This is a genomic window from Tardiphaga sp. 839_C3_N1_4, from assembly GCF_051811045.1.
Taxonomy (GTDB): domain Bacteria; phylum Pseudomonadota; class Alphaproteobacteria; order Rhizobiales; family Xanthobacteraceae; genus Tardiphaga.
The window spans coordinates 1,046,909-1,063,458 of the sequence record NZ_JBPWQD010000001.1 but is presented as its reverse complement, the minus strand read 5'-3'; the positions used below and the strand labels follow the sequence as shown (position 1 = coordinate 1,063,458).

The following is a 16,550-nucleotide window of genomic DNA, read 5'->3' as shown; positions in this document are numbered from 1 at the left end:
TTACAGATCTTGCCGTAACCTTCAATTCGCCCGTTGTCTCGCAAGCAAATCATCCAAAAATTCCGAAACTGGACTGACACCCGAAACTAGCAAATGGTCCCGAGCGCGGGTGCAGGCGACGTATAACAGGTGGCGTTCGGTTTCGTAGACTTCTTGAAGGTCAGCGTCGTCACCCACTGCCTCGATGCGCTCTTGCAGCGGGATTATCTCATCGTCGCAAGCCATCACCACAACGGCTCGAAACTCCAGACCTTTAGCCAGGTGCATAGTGCAGATCGACAGGTAGCCGCTTGCAGTCTCAACCTTTTCATCGAGAACCTTGGACGGCAAGCCAGCTTCCGTTGCAGCTGCTTTCGCCCGGTCTATTTCGGATTCCGAACGGACGAATACTCCAAATTCGTGCGCCATGACGCCGGCCTTTGCCAGGTTTGCAATCCAGGCACTTACGGTCTTGATCTCGTCGCTTTCACTCTCCAATGAGCCAATTGTAGGCGGCGGACCATTGAACACCGAGACAGTATCGCTGCGATCCTCACTGTTGCCGTCGATATCGGTGACCGCAGGTCCGAGCAGACGATCCGCCTGAGCCCTGATTTGATGGGAGGTGCGGTAGTTGACCCGCAACGTCCGGGAACGCCCGCGGATATCAACCCCCAAAGCCTTCCATGAGAACGGTTGCTGGAAAATACGTTGGCCGAGATCGCCGGCGAAGAATAGGGCGTTTGGTCGCATTTCGCCAAGGGCGGCAAAGAATCGGAGGTGAGCGACGCCAATGTCTTGCGCTTCATCCACGACAGCGAAGTCGAAAACCACCTTCTTGGACCTTGATAGCTCGGCTGCAAGTGATGTGAACAGGCCCGCAAACGTGATTAATTTCCGGGATTTCAGGTCTGCGCGAACTCGATCGTAGATCGACCACAGTATCCTTCTTTGAGCTTCCGGAAGCCTAGTCTTTCTCCCGAGTCGTGCTACATCACGGTACGCTTCCCAGCTCTCCAGCTGCCACGCATCCACAACATGGTTCCATTCTGTGAGAATGAAGTGCAGACCAAATTTGTGGCCCTCGACGGCAATGGCTGCATCCTTCAACAGCGCTCGAATGACATCAGCCGTAGCAATTGAGGCCGGACCGACGTGCGCTTTATATAGTCGAAGACCTATGGCATTTAGAGATTGAACGTCAATTCGCTCCGCCAGCCGGGGGTCGTTGCCGAGAAGTCGGTTCAATTTCGTACGGAGTGCGTTCGCCAGCGTGTCCGATAACGTTGTCAACAGGACGCGACCGTCAGAGTTCGTTCGCGCCAGATGCACGGCACGATGCAGCGCCACAATGGTCTTACCGGTACCCGCGGAACCGGAAACCCGGACGGCGCCGGCGTAGCCGCGCTCCACCCACTGCTTCTGCTCTGGGTGTAAGAAAATAGTCCACTTTTCCCACGGGTAGTCAAGAGCCCGCTGCAACTCCTCCACATTCGTCATAACCCGAAAGCGACGCTGGGCATCGGGATGATCGAAAGGATCCACCTCCGCTGCGTCCGGCTGAACCATGCGAGGCTTACCACCAGTCGCAAGTTCGAGCAGGGCTTCCGCGGCTTCGGCCGGCAGGTGGTCCGTCAGGACGAGGAGGGTATCCACATTAGCCTTCTGGACGTCATTGAGCCACTCGGCCGGGACGCCGTAACCGAGTAATTCATCATCAGAGATGGCAGCAAACAGAGGCTGCCTTTCTGCGGATGAGGCCAACGCCGGCTCGGTTTGCATGTAAACCGGGACAAAGACTTGTTTGACTGTCTCACGAATTTCCACCAGTTGCGCCGCGCCAGTTTTGGGATGCGTCTCCAGTTTCCGGCGCTCCGCCCAGTCATAGGCGACATCATGATGTCCCACGTAGCAGAGCAGGAGGCTCGAATCGCTCTTATGAACGATCAGTCTGATGTCGCGGTTGACCCGCACGGACCAGAAATTCTTGTCTTTCGCCTTGTCTAGCTTGTGGAAGCTCATCCCAGGATTTGTAGGATTAATCTGCAAGTCGAACGCCGTCGTCTTGACAGCCTTCTGCTCGTCCCCCGTCAGGCGAGCGAGACTGTCAGTGAATGTATAGGAGATGCGGAAATCCATCAGGAGTCGTTTTCTTGAGGAAACAGGTCTTTCCGGCGTCTGCGAAGGGACACCAGGATAAAGGAGCCTGAATCGGGGGACGCGAGCATGAGCGCCGCTTCATCCTTTTCCTTGGCTGAGCCTTGTCTTGGGATGAGCCCCTTCACCAGCTTCCACGCACGGGGCGATTTTGGATCACCTTGCGCTTCCAGCAAAGCGACCTCATTCTCAATCTCTTGAGATGGAAAAACCTTATGGTCGTGTGAATAGTCCGGATCCCACCCCTTCGCTTCGCGCTCGAATTGATACTCGAATACCTCAACGTTAGCGGCGCTTACCTCGACGCGCACCTGCTGCATCCCGTTTGGTGTTCTCGGGCGATAGATCGCAGAGGGAACAGACTTAAGAACAGGATTTGGCGTAGCCTCGATACGCCAATGAGCAGTGAGCTCGCGATTTCCCTGTCTATTTTCGGCACCAAGAGTCTTGCAGTTGTATTGGGCCACTGCAGAGCGTGCATCATGGATGGCTTCCCACGGATCACTTGGCAGATTATCAAAAAGAAACAAATGCGTCTCTGTCTTGAGCGACTCGATCTGCTCGATGCCTGCGGGGATTTCGAAATAGATATGGTCACCAGGCTTAGGCCGGTTCGATCTGGCCGCGCTTACAAAAAGCAAAATGGTCCGAATTACGGTCCAGTCCTGTGGAAGATGAATCTCTGCCCTCAACCCGTCGATAAATTCTCGCGCCCACCAGGCATATGCCTCCTTCATCCCTGGGGAATAGGTAACGGCCTGGCTCCGAGCTGCGTCGATGTGGTCCCGAACCTTCCTAAATTCTGGCGAGTTCGTCGGACCTTCCAGCATGACCGCAGCTTCTCCGTTGAGCCCCGTCAACGCGAACGAAGTCATATTGTGCGAGCCGATAAACGCTGATGCTTTCCCATCGCGAAACTCCATGTAGTAGATTTTGCTGTGCAACATTGGATGGTAGCGCGCAAAAGGATTTTTTCTTCCGCCCGTTTCGGCACTGTGTCCCAAGTGAACGTGCAAGTGGTTTACCGGCACGCCGGCAGCAATCAGTTCGTCCAAGGCTCTAAAGCCGGGATAAGTCGCTGCGCCGATAACGAGGGTCTTCAGGCATCGGGGGCGCGTCTTGATAGGGCCTGATATAGCTGCCAGACCACCCGGCGTCACAAATCCGCTAACGATACTCGTTGTCGAAGAGTTGATAATACGATCCATCAATAGGTTTGATATTTCCTGCTGTGGCACTCCGAACAAAACAGTTGATGTTAGCGGCATAGGTAAAATTCCAATAGCTACGTCGGCCAAAAATAATGAACGGGGGCAAGCCAATGGGCGGAAGGGTCTTGCTCGCTGGAATAACGGTCTTCAATCAGGTCTCGTTTCCAGCGACCCCCGAAGCCTTCTCGGGCCGAGATCGCAGAGATCAGCGCGTCTTTCATGGTCCGGCTTGCTGCCAAGCGTCAGATCCGTAGAGAGCTCTCTAAAGTGAGACACCCACGAATCCCTCCCTAGTGCCACGAGTATAGCTGTGGGGTGAGTTTCAGTGACGCTTACCTCGGGAAAGATAGTCGAGCAGGAGGGAGCGGGGTAGGGTATGCCGCTTCCTTTTCTAGCCTGGTTGCGGTGCAGACTGGCCGCATAACTAGCGCGTCGTCAAATTGCTTAGAAAGTGGTGCCACTGCTTTTCCTCGTCTCAACTTCGATCGCTCTTGTGCGAATGACCCTATGTGATCTGATTTGGGGGCGTCTCGATCGCCCCAATTGCCTCGGCTTCCCGAAAGTTCTCAAAGTGTTGCAGGATAACCGCGGGAGCGGGTCGATGGATTCGATCATGGGGTAACGTAATAACCTTATCTTGATATTTGGCGTAAGGAGAGCCGCTCAACCGCTTCGACGTACGAACCGTCAACGCTCCGTCGACATACTCTAGAGACAAAAGATGTTCGTCAAACAGGATGTGGAGATCACTCTTCAACAAAATTCCATTTCTAAGATCGTTGGTCGCGCTGCCGAGGTAGGGAAAAATATGCGCGGCCTCTAGGACCTGGCTGACGCTTACGCGCGAAATGGCACACCGACCAGCCCAAGCGTGATACACAGCGTTACGAAACCCTGCTGTTCCATCCCGTCTGACCTGCTCAGACAAGACACGGCGGCGTTCATCAGCTGGGCTTGAGATATCAAATGGTAGGTCCAGTGTTGCAGCCACGGATGCGTAAGGGGCAGTCACGGAGTTAAGTGCTGGCCTAAATCGGTCTAGCAGGAGGTCAAGGGGTTTTACTGCAACTATGTAGCCCTCCACATCGCGGATTAGCTCCAGTTCAGGCTTGCGACGATTAAAAAGAAACTTCACGCATCCAGCATCCAGCGACCTGACCGTGCCATCCTTCGTGCGAAATGCATAAGGAACCGGCCGACCTAACGCCCAGTACAAACCGACTAAGTTCTTTTCAAAAAAAGAAGTGCGCGCCGTCTTTCCTTCAGCCGTATCCTTGATCTCCTGGTAGAATTTTGGAGTTTTATCTTTGCAGAAAGGATTATGGCCCTTCCATTCTGGGATATCGATATTCAGAGTTTCGAACGTTTCCGGCCTTGGAGGCATCAGCTCACCTTAAAAACCTTCATGACCTCGTCCCCGAGGTGGTTGATGACCTTCACCGCGATACGGCCCTTCTTCGGTTTGTCAAAGGGACGTGAGGTGTCGCTATTAAGAGTTGCCCAAGCTTCAGGGTCGATCTCGGCCTTCAAGGTCGTCTTCAGTGCGCTATAGGGATCGTTCGCGCCGAGGAAGTAGGCGTGGCGGACGAAGAAGCTTTCTTCGTTGTAGTCGGTGTCGATAAACCAACAGGCGATGCCGTCGGCGCCGTCGCTGATGACTTCGCCGGTCTGTGGCTTGAAGACGTCGACGCCGTTCACCTTCACCCGGAGCTTGCCGTCGGCCTCGCTGATCAGGTCGATGTCCGGCTCGCCGAAGATGACGAACAAGTTGCCCTTGCCGGTATTCTTGAGGTCTTTGGCCATGTGGAGGTCGGCGTTCATCCGGGCTTTCAGCACGGGTATACGGCCGAGCTTGCTGAACTCTGTGGTGTGGGCCTCGTAGTTGAAAGCACAGGCGATCAGCACGTCGAACGCCGCGTCGCCGGCCTCGCGGGCGGCAGCAACGAGGTCGGCACGCTGCACGGTGCCGAATTCGGGGCCAATGAAGATGGCAGCACGCTTCTCGGTGTCGCCTTCCATATAGCGGCCTTCGGCGCAGACCAGATCGCCGGGCCATGGCGCCAGCGCAGTGAAGGAGATTCGATCCTCTTTGTGCGCCTGCTGCACGCCTGCGATCTTGAGGTTTTCAAGGATCATTTCGGGAAACGACTTCTTGGTGCTGTAGTCGGCGCCATCATCCCGAAAACCGTCGATCAAGTCGTCGTTCTCATCGACGCCGAGCACTCGATGGGGGCTGAGGCTCTCGACGGTGAAGGGGCCGGCAACGCGGACCTTCTTCTTGTCCTCATAAGGCTTGTCATAAAGATGCTCGAAATCAGCCTTAGCAGCGATCGAGGTGTCGATCTCTTTCTGACGAGCAATGTGACCGTTCCACCAGCCGGTGTGGAGATCCTTGATCAGTTTGGGCCATGCGTTGTCCACTTGGCGAGGTACTTCCCACTCTTTCCAGTTCTTTTGTAGAGCCGCATTCAAATTTTCGCGTAACGGTTCGAGCGTAGCCTGCCATTTTTCCCAAATAACGTCGATCTCGGCGTTGTTAGCAATCGCTTTGAGCGTGATGTGAGGAATGCGATCATTCACAAAGCCTTGCCGGATATTCCCATGCACCGGTTGCGAACTTGGAGCGATACGGGTGACTTCTCCTTCCTTCAATTGCCCTTCGCGAGAATCTGCCAGCAGGTAAAATGGATAGCGTGCCCCCATGATGCGAACCCGAGCCAGGGCTAGCGCAACACGCGAGGTGTCTACAGTAATCCAGCGACGCCCCCACTGTTCAGCGACCATGGCCGTTGTGCCTGATCCACAAGTTGGATCGAGTACAAGGTCTCCAGGGTCGGTGGCCATAAGGATACAGCGCTCAACGATCTTCGTCGCGGTCTGCACGACGTACACTTTGTCCCCGCCATATTGATTTTGACCTACGGTGTCCGTCCAGTTATTTGCCAAAGGGAATGCGGGAAAATCATCGACATACCTTACATATCCAATCGAGTTGCCCCCCTTCGCGATGCGGTTTGCTAGCTGTAGGCGAGCCATTCCTGTGCGATTAGTTTTCCAGCCACCACTTCTTGGTAGAAACGATGATCCACTAACTTCGACTGGAAAAACGGTTGTTTGACCGACACGGGTCGTTTGGCTGGTGAGATTATCTACACCAAATGGGCGGGTTCCTGGAGGCAGGTCGATTATCCCGCGTCGTTCCAACTTCGACATCGGACGCACGGTGCCGTCTGGCAGCGCAACCTGGGTGTAAAGCGTCGCGCCCAGTCCTCCAATCGCCTTTTCAATGAAAAGTTGGCGATACTTTACAGCCTCTAAGGAGCGGCAATACCAAAGTACGTAATCATTCAATGACGCGAGTACATCTGTGCCGCCTGCAAAGCTGCCCGCCCCTGTTGTCTTCTGAGCGGTGATCATACAGACGAAATTCTTGCTTCCAAAAATTTCGTCTAAGATTGCGCGGACTATGTGAACGTTTTCGTCGCCAATTTGAACAAAAATCGAACCAGAATCACTGAGGAGGTCGCGCGAAACGGTGAGTCGGTCGCGAAGGTATGTGAGGTAGCTATGGATGCCGTCGCGCCATGTGTCGCGAAACGCCCTGACTTGCTCCGGTTCACGACTAATCTTATCGCGCGCATCAGTGCCTGTGCCGGATTTGTCGGACGTTGACCATTGGAAATTGCTGTTGAATTTGATCCCGTAGGGCGGATCGAAATAGATGCACTGGACCTTGCCGCGTAGCCCCTCGCGTTCGGCTAGGCTCGCCATCACCTGAAGCGAGTCGCCGAGGATCATCCGGTTCGACCAGTTCTGGTCGTGCTGGTAGAAGTCGGTCTTGTCGGCATCTTTCGGGATACCGTTGAAGTCAGCGAACAGGTCCGGCGTCTGCTCGCCGGCCTCATGCTCGCGCTCCCTGGTGGTGCGCAGCAGGTCGTTGATCAGAAATTTGGGATGGACCTTTTCCTGGATATAGAGTGGCGGGGCATGAACGATCAGATCGCTCCAGTCCTGCTCATCCTTGCCTCGCCAGACCAGTTGCGGATCGAGATCGGTGTTGCGGGGGTAATGCACCTTCTTCGGATTCTGCTGCTCTTTCTCGAGGACGGATTGAAACTCCGCCGTCGGGATGTTCTTCCTCTTGGCTTCGTCGTGCTTGAGCACTTCGATGGACTTTGAAGCTGCGGGTTTCTTGGCCATGACTAATTGCTCCTGGTCGCCGACTGCGCCATGGCGGACGCAATCATCTTGTCGAACTCGCGTTTGATCTTGGCCTCGAAATCGGACTCGATTTCATAAACGTCGGTAAACTCAGCGAATGCCCAGCGGCCGAAGCTGCCAAGATGATTCACGCCGGGCACCCAATAGGTTTCCATCGTCGACTTCTTCTCTTTGGCATCCTCGCCTCGATAACCCTTGATTTCGACGATCAAATGCAGCGGGTCAGCGGGGCCGCGGCCGTCATCGACCAGCACGATGAAATCCGGCAGATATTTTCGCATGCCTGAGCCATAGCGATAGGGCACTTCCAGGCCAAGGTTGTGGTTCTTGGTATAGGCGGTCACCTTCGGATGGGCTTCGGCGACGCGGCAGAATTCAGCCTCCCAATCGCTGTCGAGGATGACCCAATTGACCTGGTTCTTGGGCGGCGGTCCGCTGGTGTCCCAACGATCGGTCCGCGACGTGTTGAACCTAACCCGGCTTGTGGAGCCGGTCGGGTTGTAAGCGTCGAGTAGCGCCTTGATTGGCCGCTCGCCGAGGAATTGCCTTGTGATCGCTGCGGTGATGCGGTTGCAGGCCATGTCCGCCAGCTCCTGATACATCAGTTGGGCAGGGTAGGTGCCGCCCTTGCAGACCAGGCAGGTGTCCAGCCACTGCTTGGTGATACGCTTGAGCTGCCCGAACAGATAGAGTTTTGGCTCCTCGCCAGGATCGCGCCATTTCGTATAAAGCAGGCGCTGGGTAACATTGAAGACCAGGGACGAAGGACGCATGTCGCCGAGGTGCTTCAGGCTGAGGTCGACACCCTCGCCGATGATGCCGGAATTGCGTGTGATCGAAGGCCCAACGATGTCCGGGCTTAGCACCAGGATGGAGTCGTCGTTGAAGTCGGCCGTCAACCGCTCTTCGGGTAATTCGACACGATAGCCTTCGACCCGGGGAAAACGGATTTCGAGGACGTCCCGCTCCGGACGTATCGCCTTGACCTGCACAGTCTCGCGCGGCGGCTGCGGCGGCGCAATCGTCGGTTTCGCGGCAAAGTCAAAGGGAATGCCGAACACGTCGGCATATTCGACATTGAACAGACCTTCTTCGTTGAGATCGTAAGACTGGCGGCGCAGGGCGCGCCCGATCACCTGCTCGCACAGCAACTGAGTGCCGAAGGCGCGGATCCCCAGGACGTGGGTGACGGTGTTGGCATCCCATCCTTCGGTGAGCATCGACACCGAGACGACACAGCGAATCGAGCCGCCGAGCTGACCGGGCTTACCGACCGTATTCATCACTTCGCGGAGCAATTCCTGGTCGGTGATATTGTCGCCGGCGCGGGCGTCGCCGCTGCGCTCGACGATCTCGCGACGGAAACGCTCGATCTCGTCAGCTGCCATCCCGCGGAAATTGTCGTCCAGGGCATCGCCGGCTTCGAGCTGCTCGCTGTCGATCAGAAGCGTGTTCGGCCGGGGCAGGGGATTGCCGGTGGTTTCATCGAAATTGCGAAAAAGCTTGTGGCGGCCATTTTGCAGGGTCGTCGAGCCGTCATCATTCTTCCGGTGGAAGCCGGAGACGAAATCGTAAACCAGTTTTGAGATCGCCGTGTTCTGGCAAACAACGATGAAGCAGGGAGGGACCTTAATGCCCTTGCATTCCCAGAGCTCGAATGTCTTCTCATAATGGCCGTAGAGGGCTTCCAGGGCAGTCTGCAAGCGGATCGGAAGCTTGAGCGGATCGAGCTCCTCGCCCCCGCCACGCCCCTTCTTGGGCATGTCCTTGCGGATGTTCTCCCATAGGTCGCGGAACATCGGCATCTCGTTGCCGGGAATGTTCTCCGCCACTGGAACGCGGGGCAATTTGACGATCCCGCATTCGATCGCGTCCATCAGCGAGAAGTCACTCATCGTCCACGGAAACAGCGTGCCCTCGGCATAGCCGGAGCCGCGGAGAAAAAATGGGGTCGCGGACAGGTCGATGACCTTGTTAAGGCCGAGCTTGCGATTGACGGCTTCCAGCCCGGAAATCCAGAGCCGCGCAGCCTCGTTGTTCTTCTCCGCCTCTTTTCGGTCATCGCCCTTCAGATCCTCGTCATCGGCGTCCTTTGGCTTCTCTCGATAGCAGTGGTGCGCCTCATCGTTGATGGCGAGGATGTTCTTCATGCCCATCAGGTCCGGCATGACACGCTGAAGCATCTGGCCTTCGGTTTCCTGCGTGTTCAATTCGTCGCCAAGACGTCCTTGAAGCAGCTGGCGGCCGCCCTTCGACAGGTCGATGCGCTCCCGAAGTTTGAAAGCATGATAATTGGTGATGACGATCTTGGCACGATTGACGTCGTCGAGCATGTCGCCGGGAACCAGCTCGCGGCTTGCATAATAGCTGTCGGGATCGTTCGGTTGGAGAACCCGCAGCCGATCCTTGATCGTCAGGCCGGGCGCACAGATCAAGAAGCCTCGCGTAAAATGCTTGCTGCCCGGCCGACGCACCGCATTAATCGTTTGCCACGCGATCAACATCGCCATCACCGTGGTCTTGCCGGCGCCCGTCGCAAGTTTGAGCGCAAGACGCATCAACTGAGGATTGGCGTCCTTGTTGGCCGCCGCTAGATTTTCGAGGATCCGTTTGCCGACCGTGGACTGAGGCGCAACTTCGGTCAGCCAAATGGCCGTTTCGGCTGCTTCCACCTGACAGAAGAAAGGACGGACATCGCCAAATTTGTCCGATCGCCAATGCTGCAATAAACGCGCTGTCTCAGGTGTGACTTGCCATTGGTTCGGATTGGGAAGGGTCCGCCATGTGTCAACATATCCACGAACCTCGTTAATGATCGAAGTCGGGTCGTATTGCTGTTCCTTGGTCGAGAGCCCCTTGCCTTCATCAAACACAAAGCCCTTCTGCGAAGCGGCCGTCCGCTTCTTGGGCTTCGGGATCGGCGTGATGAATTTTGCCCTGCGCCGGGTCTCAATGACTTTCTGCGTTGGCTGGCCTGAATCGTCGAGCTCCCAGTGCCTAACGGGGTAGGCGTAGGGCGAGTTTAGAATGGGGTGGTCGAAGAATGGCTCAGACATGGGTCCATCTCATGAGGCGGGCGGAACGGCAAGGGCGGTCGCTAAGCGACCATTCTAAACACCACAGACTGTTGCGATGATCTTCTTAACCTGCATCAGGTCGAGCCCACTCTCGACTGAGTCGGTCGTTGTCACCAATACAGGGGCTCCTGATTTTGCTTCACCTAGAGGAAGGACGCCGTTTGCGCGATACCAAGCCAGCTTTTTCTCCCAACTTTGACGGTAGTCTTCACGGGCAAGCATACCCAAATGCTCCCAATAGAACGTCCGGCCGGAAATCTCGTCTTCGATTGTGAAGTCGGGATAGCGGGTCTTCCCGCCAAGAGTGAGCGGCTTCTCATACTCAAATGACACGCCCGCCGATAGGAATGCCTCCGCCAGGATGAGCTCGGACTTGGAACGTACCGCTAGTCCCTTACTCGTCCGATGGATGAGACCCTGCTGCATAAAGACACTGCCCTTGGGCAGAGGAAATTCCAGCATTTGGCAATCGGCCAACAAATTTGTGCGCCGGCGCGCCGTTTCACTTCGATTGGGCGAGGTAAACGCCTTTAGATGGCTCAACTGCCCCTGATGCATCACCACGACCCGATTTTGATGGCGTGTCAGGGCCGTATAAATTAGCTCTCGCGACAGTATCGGATGATCTTCGGGCAGCACCACGATCACAAGGCCGAACTGACTGCCCTGTGCCTTGTGGACAGTGAGCGCATATGCGAGCTCAAGTGCTGCGTCTCCTTCCTCACGAAAGTCATTTCCATAGAAGTCGTAGGTAAATCCGACTTGCGACGAAAACTCAACTTTCAGAATTTTCGGAAATCCATTGGACTTCCACTGTCCAACGATAATTCCTGTCTCGCCGTTGGCGAGATATCCGAGCGCACCTTCCTGCGGATAGACTTTGCGTCCATCCCGGCGGTGATTGCCCAGGTTGATGACTTTGTCGCCGTATACGATGCGCTCGGCCCCCATTGGCTTTGGAATCGATCGCCGGTGCCTTGACGCAAGTTCGACAAATCCAACGCGGAAACGTTCGTGGAGTTGACGATTGATATCACCTACGCCGAACGGCATACCGCGGAGAGGGCTCAGGATCTGCCATGCTTCCACTGACTTTACCGCGCCCTCCTTTCCATTGCGGGTGGCATTGAAGTAATCGTATTCCCCGGTCGGTGTTGCGCCCAGCGCCTGATTGAATCCGCGTTGATCGTTCGCACCCGCCAACGCCAATTCTTGGGTAATGACGTCGATCAGCTTTTCCTGGAAGTCCTCGGACTTCTGCCAAGAAACAAAGCGAAGCGTGGAGTGCGCCTCATTGTTCACGCAGAAAATATCGTCGTCACCACCTGATGGCGGCGTCGAGCTAAACCAGCGGGCCAAGCGTAAATCTGGACGCTCTGAGCCAATCTGGCGACGTTCGATGGTCAGTTCGGCATATCCTGCCGCAACGCGGGGAAAGCGGTTCTCGTAGTCAGACGGTCTCAGTTGCGCGATAATATCAACAAACGGACGACCGGCGCCAATCGGGGGCAATTGGGCAGGATCGCCTACTAGGATAAGCCTCTTGACGCCCTGCAATGCATCGAGCAATGCGCCGAGCATATCCTCAGTCAGCATCGAAGCTTCGTCCACAATCACAGTCCCGAAGCCAGATGCCTTGGGCCGGTCACTTAGATGGTATGCGCCAGAGCGACCCTCATACCGACCATTTCGATGGAGAAATTGCGCGATGGTAAGCGCAAGTGTCCCGGTTCCCGCAGCGAGTTGTTGCATCCGCACTCGCGCTTTCCCAGTGGGCGCCAAAAGCAAAAGGCCGTCCCGCTCAATTTCTGGCTGGGCGCAGAGAACTCCGAGCACGGAGGTCTTTCCGGCGCCGGCCGGCCCTGCGAGAACTGTAAATCGCGATTCAGCTAGTTCGGCCAGCGCGAGAGCCTTTTCGTGCCGGGCGCGGAGTTCATCTGGGTCTATTGATCCACCAAATTTTTCCGCGAGAAGAGCAGACCAATTGCTCTCAACCTTATGGCGCTGACCGCTCACTCGGCCATTGACCTGCTTCCGAATAATCTCGCCAATCGCCCGATACCTTTGGAGCTGTAAGGCAAGCTGCCCGCCCAGCTCAATCGAAACGACCTCGGAGTCCATAGCAGCCGCTCCGCCACGGAGTATGTCCGTGGTAACAGGACACTCCGGCGAAACAGCAGTTTCGCGTATAGCTTCGGCGAGGCTCCCAGAAAAATGTAGCGTATGGCCTTCTGTGGCAGCTTCTTCCAAAGCATGTACAGCGAAAGCTCGAACGCGACGTACGTCAATCGCGGACTCCAATCGTGTCGGTGCATCGAGCGGGTGCAAAAGCCGCACTGTGTCTTCTGGAAAGACACCTCGATCAACCGCCATAAGCTGAACGCCATCGGGATCACTTCGACTGCATTCATATATCCGATACGGATTTTCGAGCAGCTCCTTGTCAGTAGCGAACCAACCCTGCTTCCGTCGGGTGTCGTCATCATACAAATGTTGGGCTTGCTCCACGGTAAGCTCGAATCGACTCAACAATCGGAGCAGTGCGCGGCGTTGGGCCGACATACCATTCCAGGTAGGTGCCAACTCCTGAATGTCCAAGCGGAGGTCTTTTGGCAACGTACCTGTTGGATCACTAAACGCCTTACTTACAAAAGGCCACGGATCACAGTTGTCTCCCGCTATTTGCTGCAATGCGTGAGCAACAAAGAGCCCACGTGAGAGACCGAACGCGCGTAAAACGGCCCCGAGGCCGGGGAAGGGGCCTCGTACTTTCCAAAGTCGCACAAGCTCATCGTGAACCCACTGCCGTTGCCAGCCGGTCGCAATCCCGAGGTCCCGTTCCATGCGATTGAGCGCCAGCTCCATCGAAAGAAGCGCCGAGATAGCCCCATCATGTGTGACTAGTTCACTCCCGTAGGAAAACTCATTCCAATGTTCGGCTGGTGCGTTAGCAGTGTACAATGAGTGATCAATGGAAGGATCTGCTTCAGCGAGCCGCAAAAGCTCCAAATAGGGCATCAGGAACCCGTCCTGTCCCTTTGGTCTGATCGAGTGCTGGATCGGCCGCTCCCACAGCATGCCGCGCATTCCGTCGCCGCTGCGGTTATATTCCGTTAGCGGACCGATCTCCTTAATGCGCCCCGCGCCTACAAGAATCCGTCCAGTCCCTTCAATGAACGGAACGTGCTTGGCGTAAAACAGACAAATAGAATCGTCACCGCGCAGGTGGGCCGCAAATCCTTCGAGCAATGCTGTTTGATTTTTTGCCTCGTGCACCCACTGGGACTCGTAGCCGAGCTCTGGCTCCCGCGAAACGTCCACACCAAGTTCAAGCTCCGACTCTAGCGCATCCAAATTGGTTTTCATCATCCAAAAGAAGGGAACGACGCCCGCGGAATAAGCCGGATACCGCTGAGGCGTCGGCCGAAAGTGACCGTAATGCTGGGGACTATTTTCTGCCAGGGCGTGACGCTTTACCTGCTCCATCTCAAATGGCGCCATGAACGTGGCACGCTCGTCAACACAGGGAGGCCACTGTGCACTTGCGATCTCATCGAGTCTCCGCCCTGCTACGGGTATCTCGGCGGCGTCCTTCTTGGAGCCAGCAATGCGCTTCAATTTTGCACAGGCACCGTTTAGTTGTGGCGCATTACACACAACACCCGCCCATCCGGCGTCGTGCCACGGAACGCGGACCGAAAGGTGACGAAGTGGATACTGTGTCATTCGCCACCATCAACTGCGTCAACGGAAGCATAGACAACGGGTGCGGCATCATGCGGCGCGACCAGAACTGGCCACCAAAAGGGATAACCGCCCCAACCATTGCCCTTGCTTCCGTCCATCCGAAACATCATCAACATCGGCAGTGTGCGAGCGTAAGCCTCCCCGATATCGCGTTGTTGCTTCGTGTCGGGGGCGTTCGAAAACCGGCCGCCTTCACGAATACGAATAATAGAACGGCCGGTTACCGCCAGGAGCCAGCTGCTCCCGACATCCTCCTTTGTTGAACTGGTTTTTGAGAAATATTCGAATGCAGCGCGGAATCCTCTCCAGTCCCAAGCTATGCTGCTGATGTCCAGGCTTTGCTCGACGAGATCGATCAGCAAATTGACGGTGGAAATGGGTATCTGATGCGGTCGCTCAGTGTTGAACCATTCCGCTCCGATGATCCCGTCGATCCGCCCAATGGTCGCTTGAATGTGCGTCTTCGCTTTCGATTGAAAGCCAACAGGGAGAAGGCGGCCTCCAGGCCGAACGGCAATCACGTCCGAAAGCATTAGTTTGTTGGGTGCGCACGGGATCACTGAGTTCGTTTCATCCCGCGAAATAAACGCCACGCCCCGGTCGTGAGCCCCTTTCTCGAACGCCTCCCGTAAAGCGACCTCAAGTTCATCGATCCGTCGTAACCGATCATAAACCGGCCGGGACGTATAGAATCTCGTTACCGCCAGATCCCGACGGTCCCGGGCCCCGTACATGCGGGAATGTTGCAAGACCGTGTCGGCTTGCATACGTCGCGGGTTTCGACCGTAATAAAACCCAATCATGTTGGGGATCGTGATGCCGCGATCCAGAATATTTCCACCGACAAATACATTGAATGCGGTTCGAAGTCTTAGCTCTGCCTTGTCGTCAAGAAGGGCGGCAACATCGGTATCCGAATTGACCGGTATGAGAACCACTTCTTCGCTCTCTAGCGCGTCGCACATCATGTCGAACGTTGCCTCTAACGAAGGCAGGCGGCCATGATCCGCAGAGACGGAACGACTGATGTCCAGATAGCTATCTCGAAACTGTTCGAGGAGTGCTGGAAGTTTCGACTTCGCGGCTTGAGCGAATGTATCCTGAAGCTTTTGGACCACTTCAATCTGCCACGCATGTGCCTGCTTGCGCGTGTCGTTGTGGATGATCAGCGCATACTTCTTCAATCTTTCGCCGGCATCCTTTTGCTGCCATCTCCGCACGCATACTGAAATTAAGAATGTGAGTATCGCCAACCGCAAGCGGGTTAGCGAATTTCCTGTCAGCAATCGGTCATCGCGTGCAGAACGGCCGTCCTGGTGCCGAAGAATATCCTGCTCCTCAATGGTTACTTCCACGTAGATGTAGGCCCGGGGGTCCATATCCTCGAAGTCACCAAAAAAGTCGCTTCCGCCCACATAGCCCGAGTGGATGGGCAGCAATTCTGTGAATGCTGGCCGCTTTGGCAAAAAGACAAAGTTCTGTCCTTCGCTTGTCTCATACTCATCAGGTTGCAAGTAAAGTGCGTAAGGCGTTGCGGTCACTTGAAGGAATGCGATTTGCTTCGTCACACGCCGTAGCGCATCCATTTTTTCCGCAATCCGTCCCTGTTCTACCTCATCGGTTTCTTTGTTTTTAACAAACCGGACACTTGCTAGATCCGCCTCGTCATCAATAAGCAGCGTTCTGCGATCCCTCAGATCGGGGTAAGTCTCTGCAAAAAGCGCCAATAGTCGCGAAAGATTTTGCGCTTGCTTCTTTGCGACGATGATTATCTTTCGGGTTCGCTCTGATTTCGTGAGCCGGGGCGGCATCTTCATGATGTCGAAAACCGCGACTTCGTCATCATTCACAAAGTCTGCGAAATCTGACGTAATGCGGGCGACTGTCTGGGCGGATAGAGTCTTGGTCCCCTTGGTCAAAACAATGGCGATATCATAGCCGCGGTCGAATGCGCGCGCGATGACTCCCAGGAAACCGCGCGTCTTTCCTGATTGAATTTTGCCTAGGAGCATTCCGGGACGATCGGAGGTCGTTCGCGTTTCATCCAATTGGTTGATGACGCGCTCAACGCAGGCAGCAAGTTCATCGTTGTCTTGTCGATGAGCCCTAAGTCTTGAATAGAACGTTGACATTAGATGATCGCTTTCGGTTTAGCCGT

7 protein-coding genes are annotated in these 16,550 nt (G+C 55.5%); all 7 read right to left on the bottom strand.

Annotation, left to right across the window (positions count from 1 at the left end):
- Positions 1-21 precede the first annotated feature (21 nt).
- Positions 22-2,118, bottom strand: a complete 2,097-nt coding sequence (locus AB8A38_RS05390) for a 3'-5' exonuclease (RefSeq protein WP_439085255.1) — start codon at positions 2,116-2,118, stop codon at positions 22-24.
- Positions 2,118-3,404 (bottom strand): hypothetical protein, encoded by a 1,287-nt coding sequence (locus tag AB8A38_RS05385; protein WP_439085254.1) that lies wholly within the window; start codon positions 3,402-3,404, stop codon positions 2,118-2,120. The genes AB8A38_RS05390 and AB8A38_RS05385 overlap by 1 nt, the downstream gene beginning before the upstream one ends.
- Before the next feature lie 448 nt (positions 3,405-3,852).
- Positions 3,853-4,731, bottom strand: coding sequence for an HNH endonuclease (locus AB8A38_RS05380; protein WP_439085253.1), 879 nt, complete (start codon positions 4,729-4,731; stop codon positions 3,853-3,855).
- Positions 4,731-7,547: a site-specific DNA-methyltransferase gene (locus AB8A38_RS05375; RefSeq protein WP_439085252.1), complete on the bottom strand. Its 2,817-nt coding sequence runs from the start codon at positions 7,545-7,547 to the stop codon at positions 4,731-4,733. The genes AB8A38_RS05380 and AB8A38_RS05375 overlap by 1 nt, the downstream gene beginning before the upstream one ends.
- A gap of 2 nt (positions 7,548-7,549) precedes the next feature.
- A complete protein-coding gene (locus tag AB8A38_RS05370; protein ID WP_439085251.1) occupies positions 7,550-10,624 on the bottom strand; it encodes a BPTD_3080 family restriction endonuclease in 3,075 nt (1,024 codons plus the stop codon).
- Positions 10,625-10,678: 54 nt separating this feature from the next.
- The gene (locus AB8A38_RS05365; protein ID WP_439085249.1) at positions 10,679-14,146 is read right to left on the bottom strand and encodes an AAA family ATPase; all 3,468 of its coding nucleotides are present in this window, start codon (positions 14,144-14,146) and stop codon (positions 10,679-10,681) included.
- Positions 14,147-14,367: 221 nt separating this feature from the next.
- Positions 14,368-16,524 (bottom strand): Z1 domain-containing protein, encoded by a 2,157-nt coding sequence (locus AB8A38_RS05360; protein ID WP_439085248.1) that lies wholly within the window; start codon positions 16,522-16,524, stop codon positions 14,368-14,370.
- Positions 16,525-16,550 lie beyond the last annotated feature (26 nt).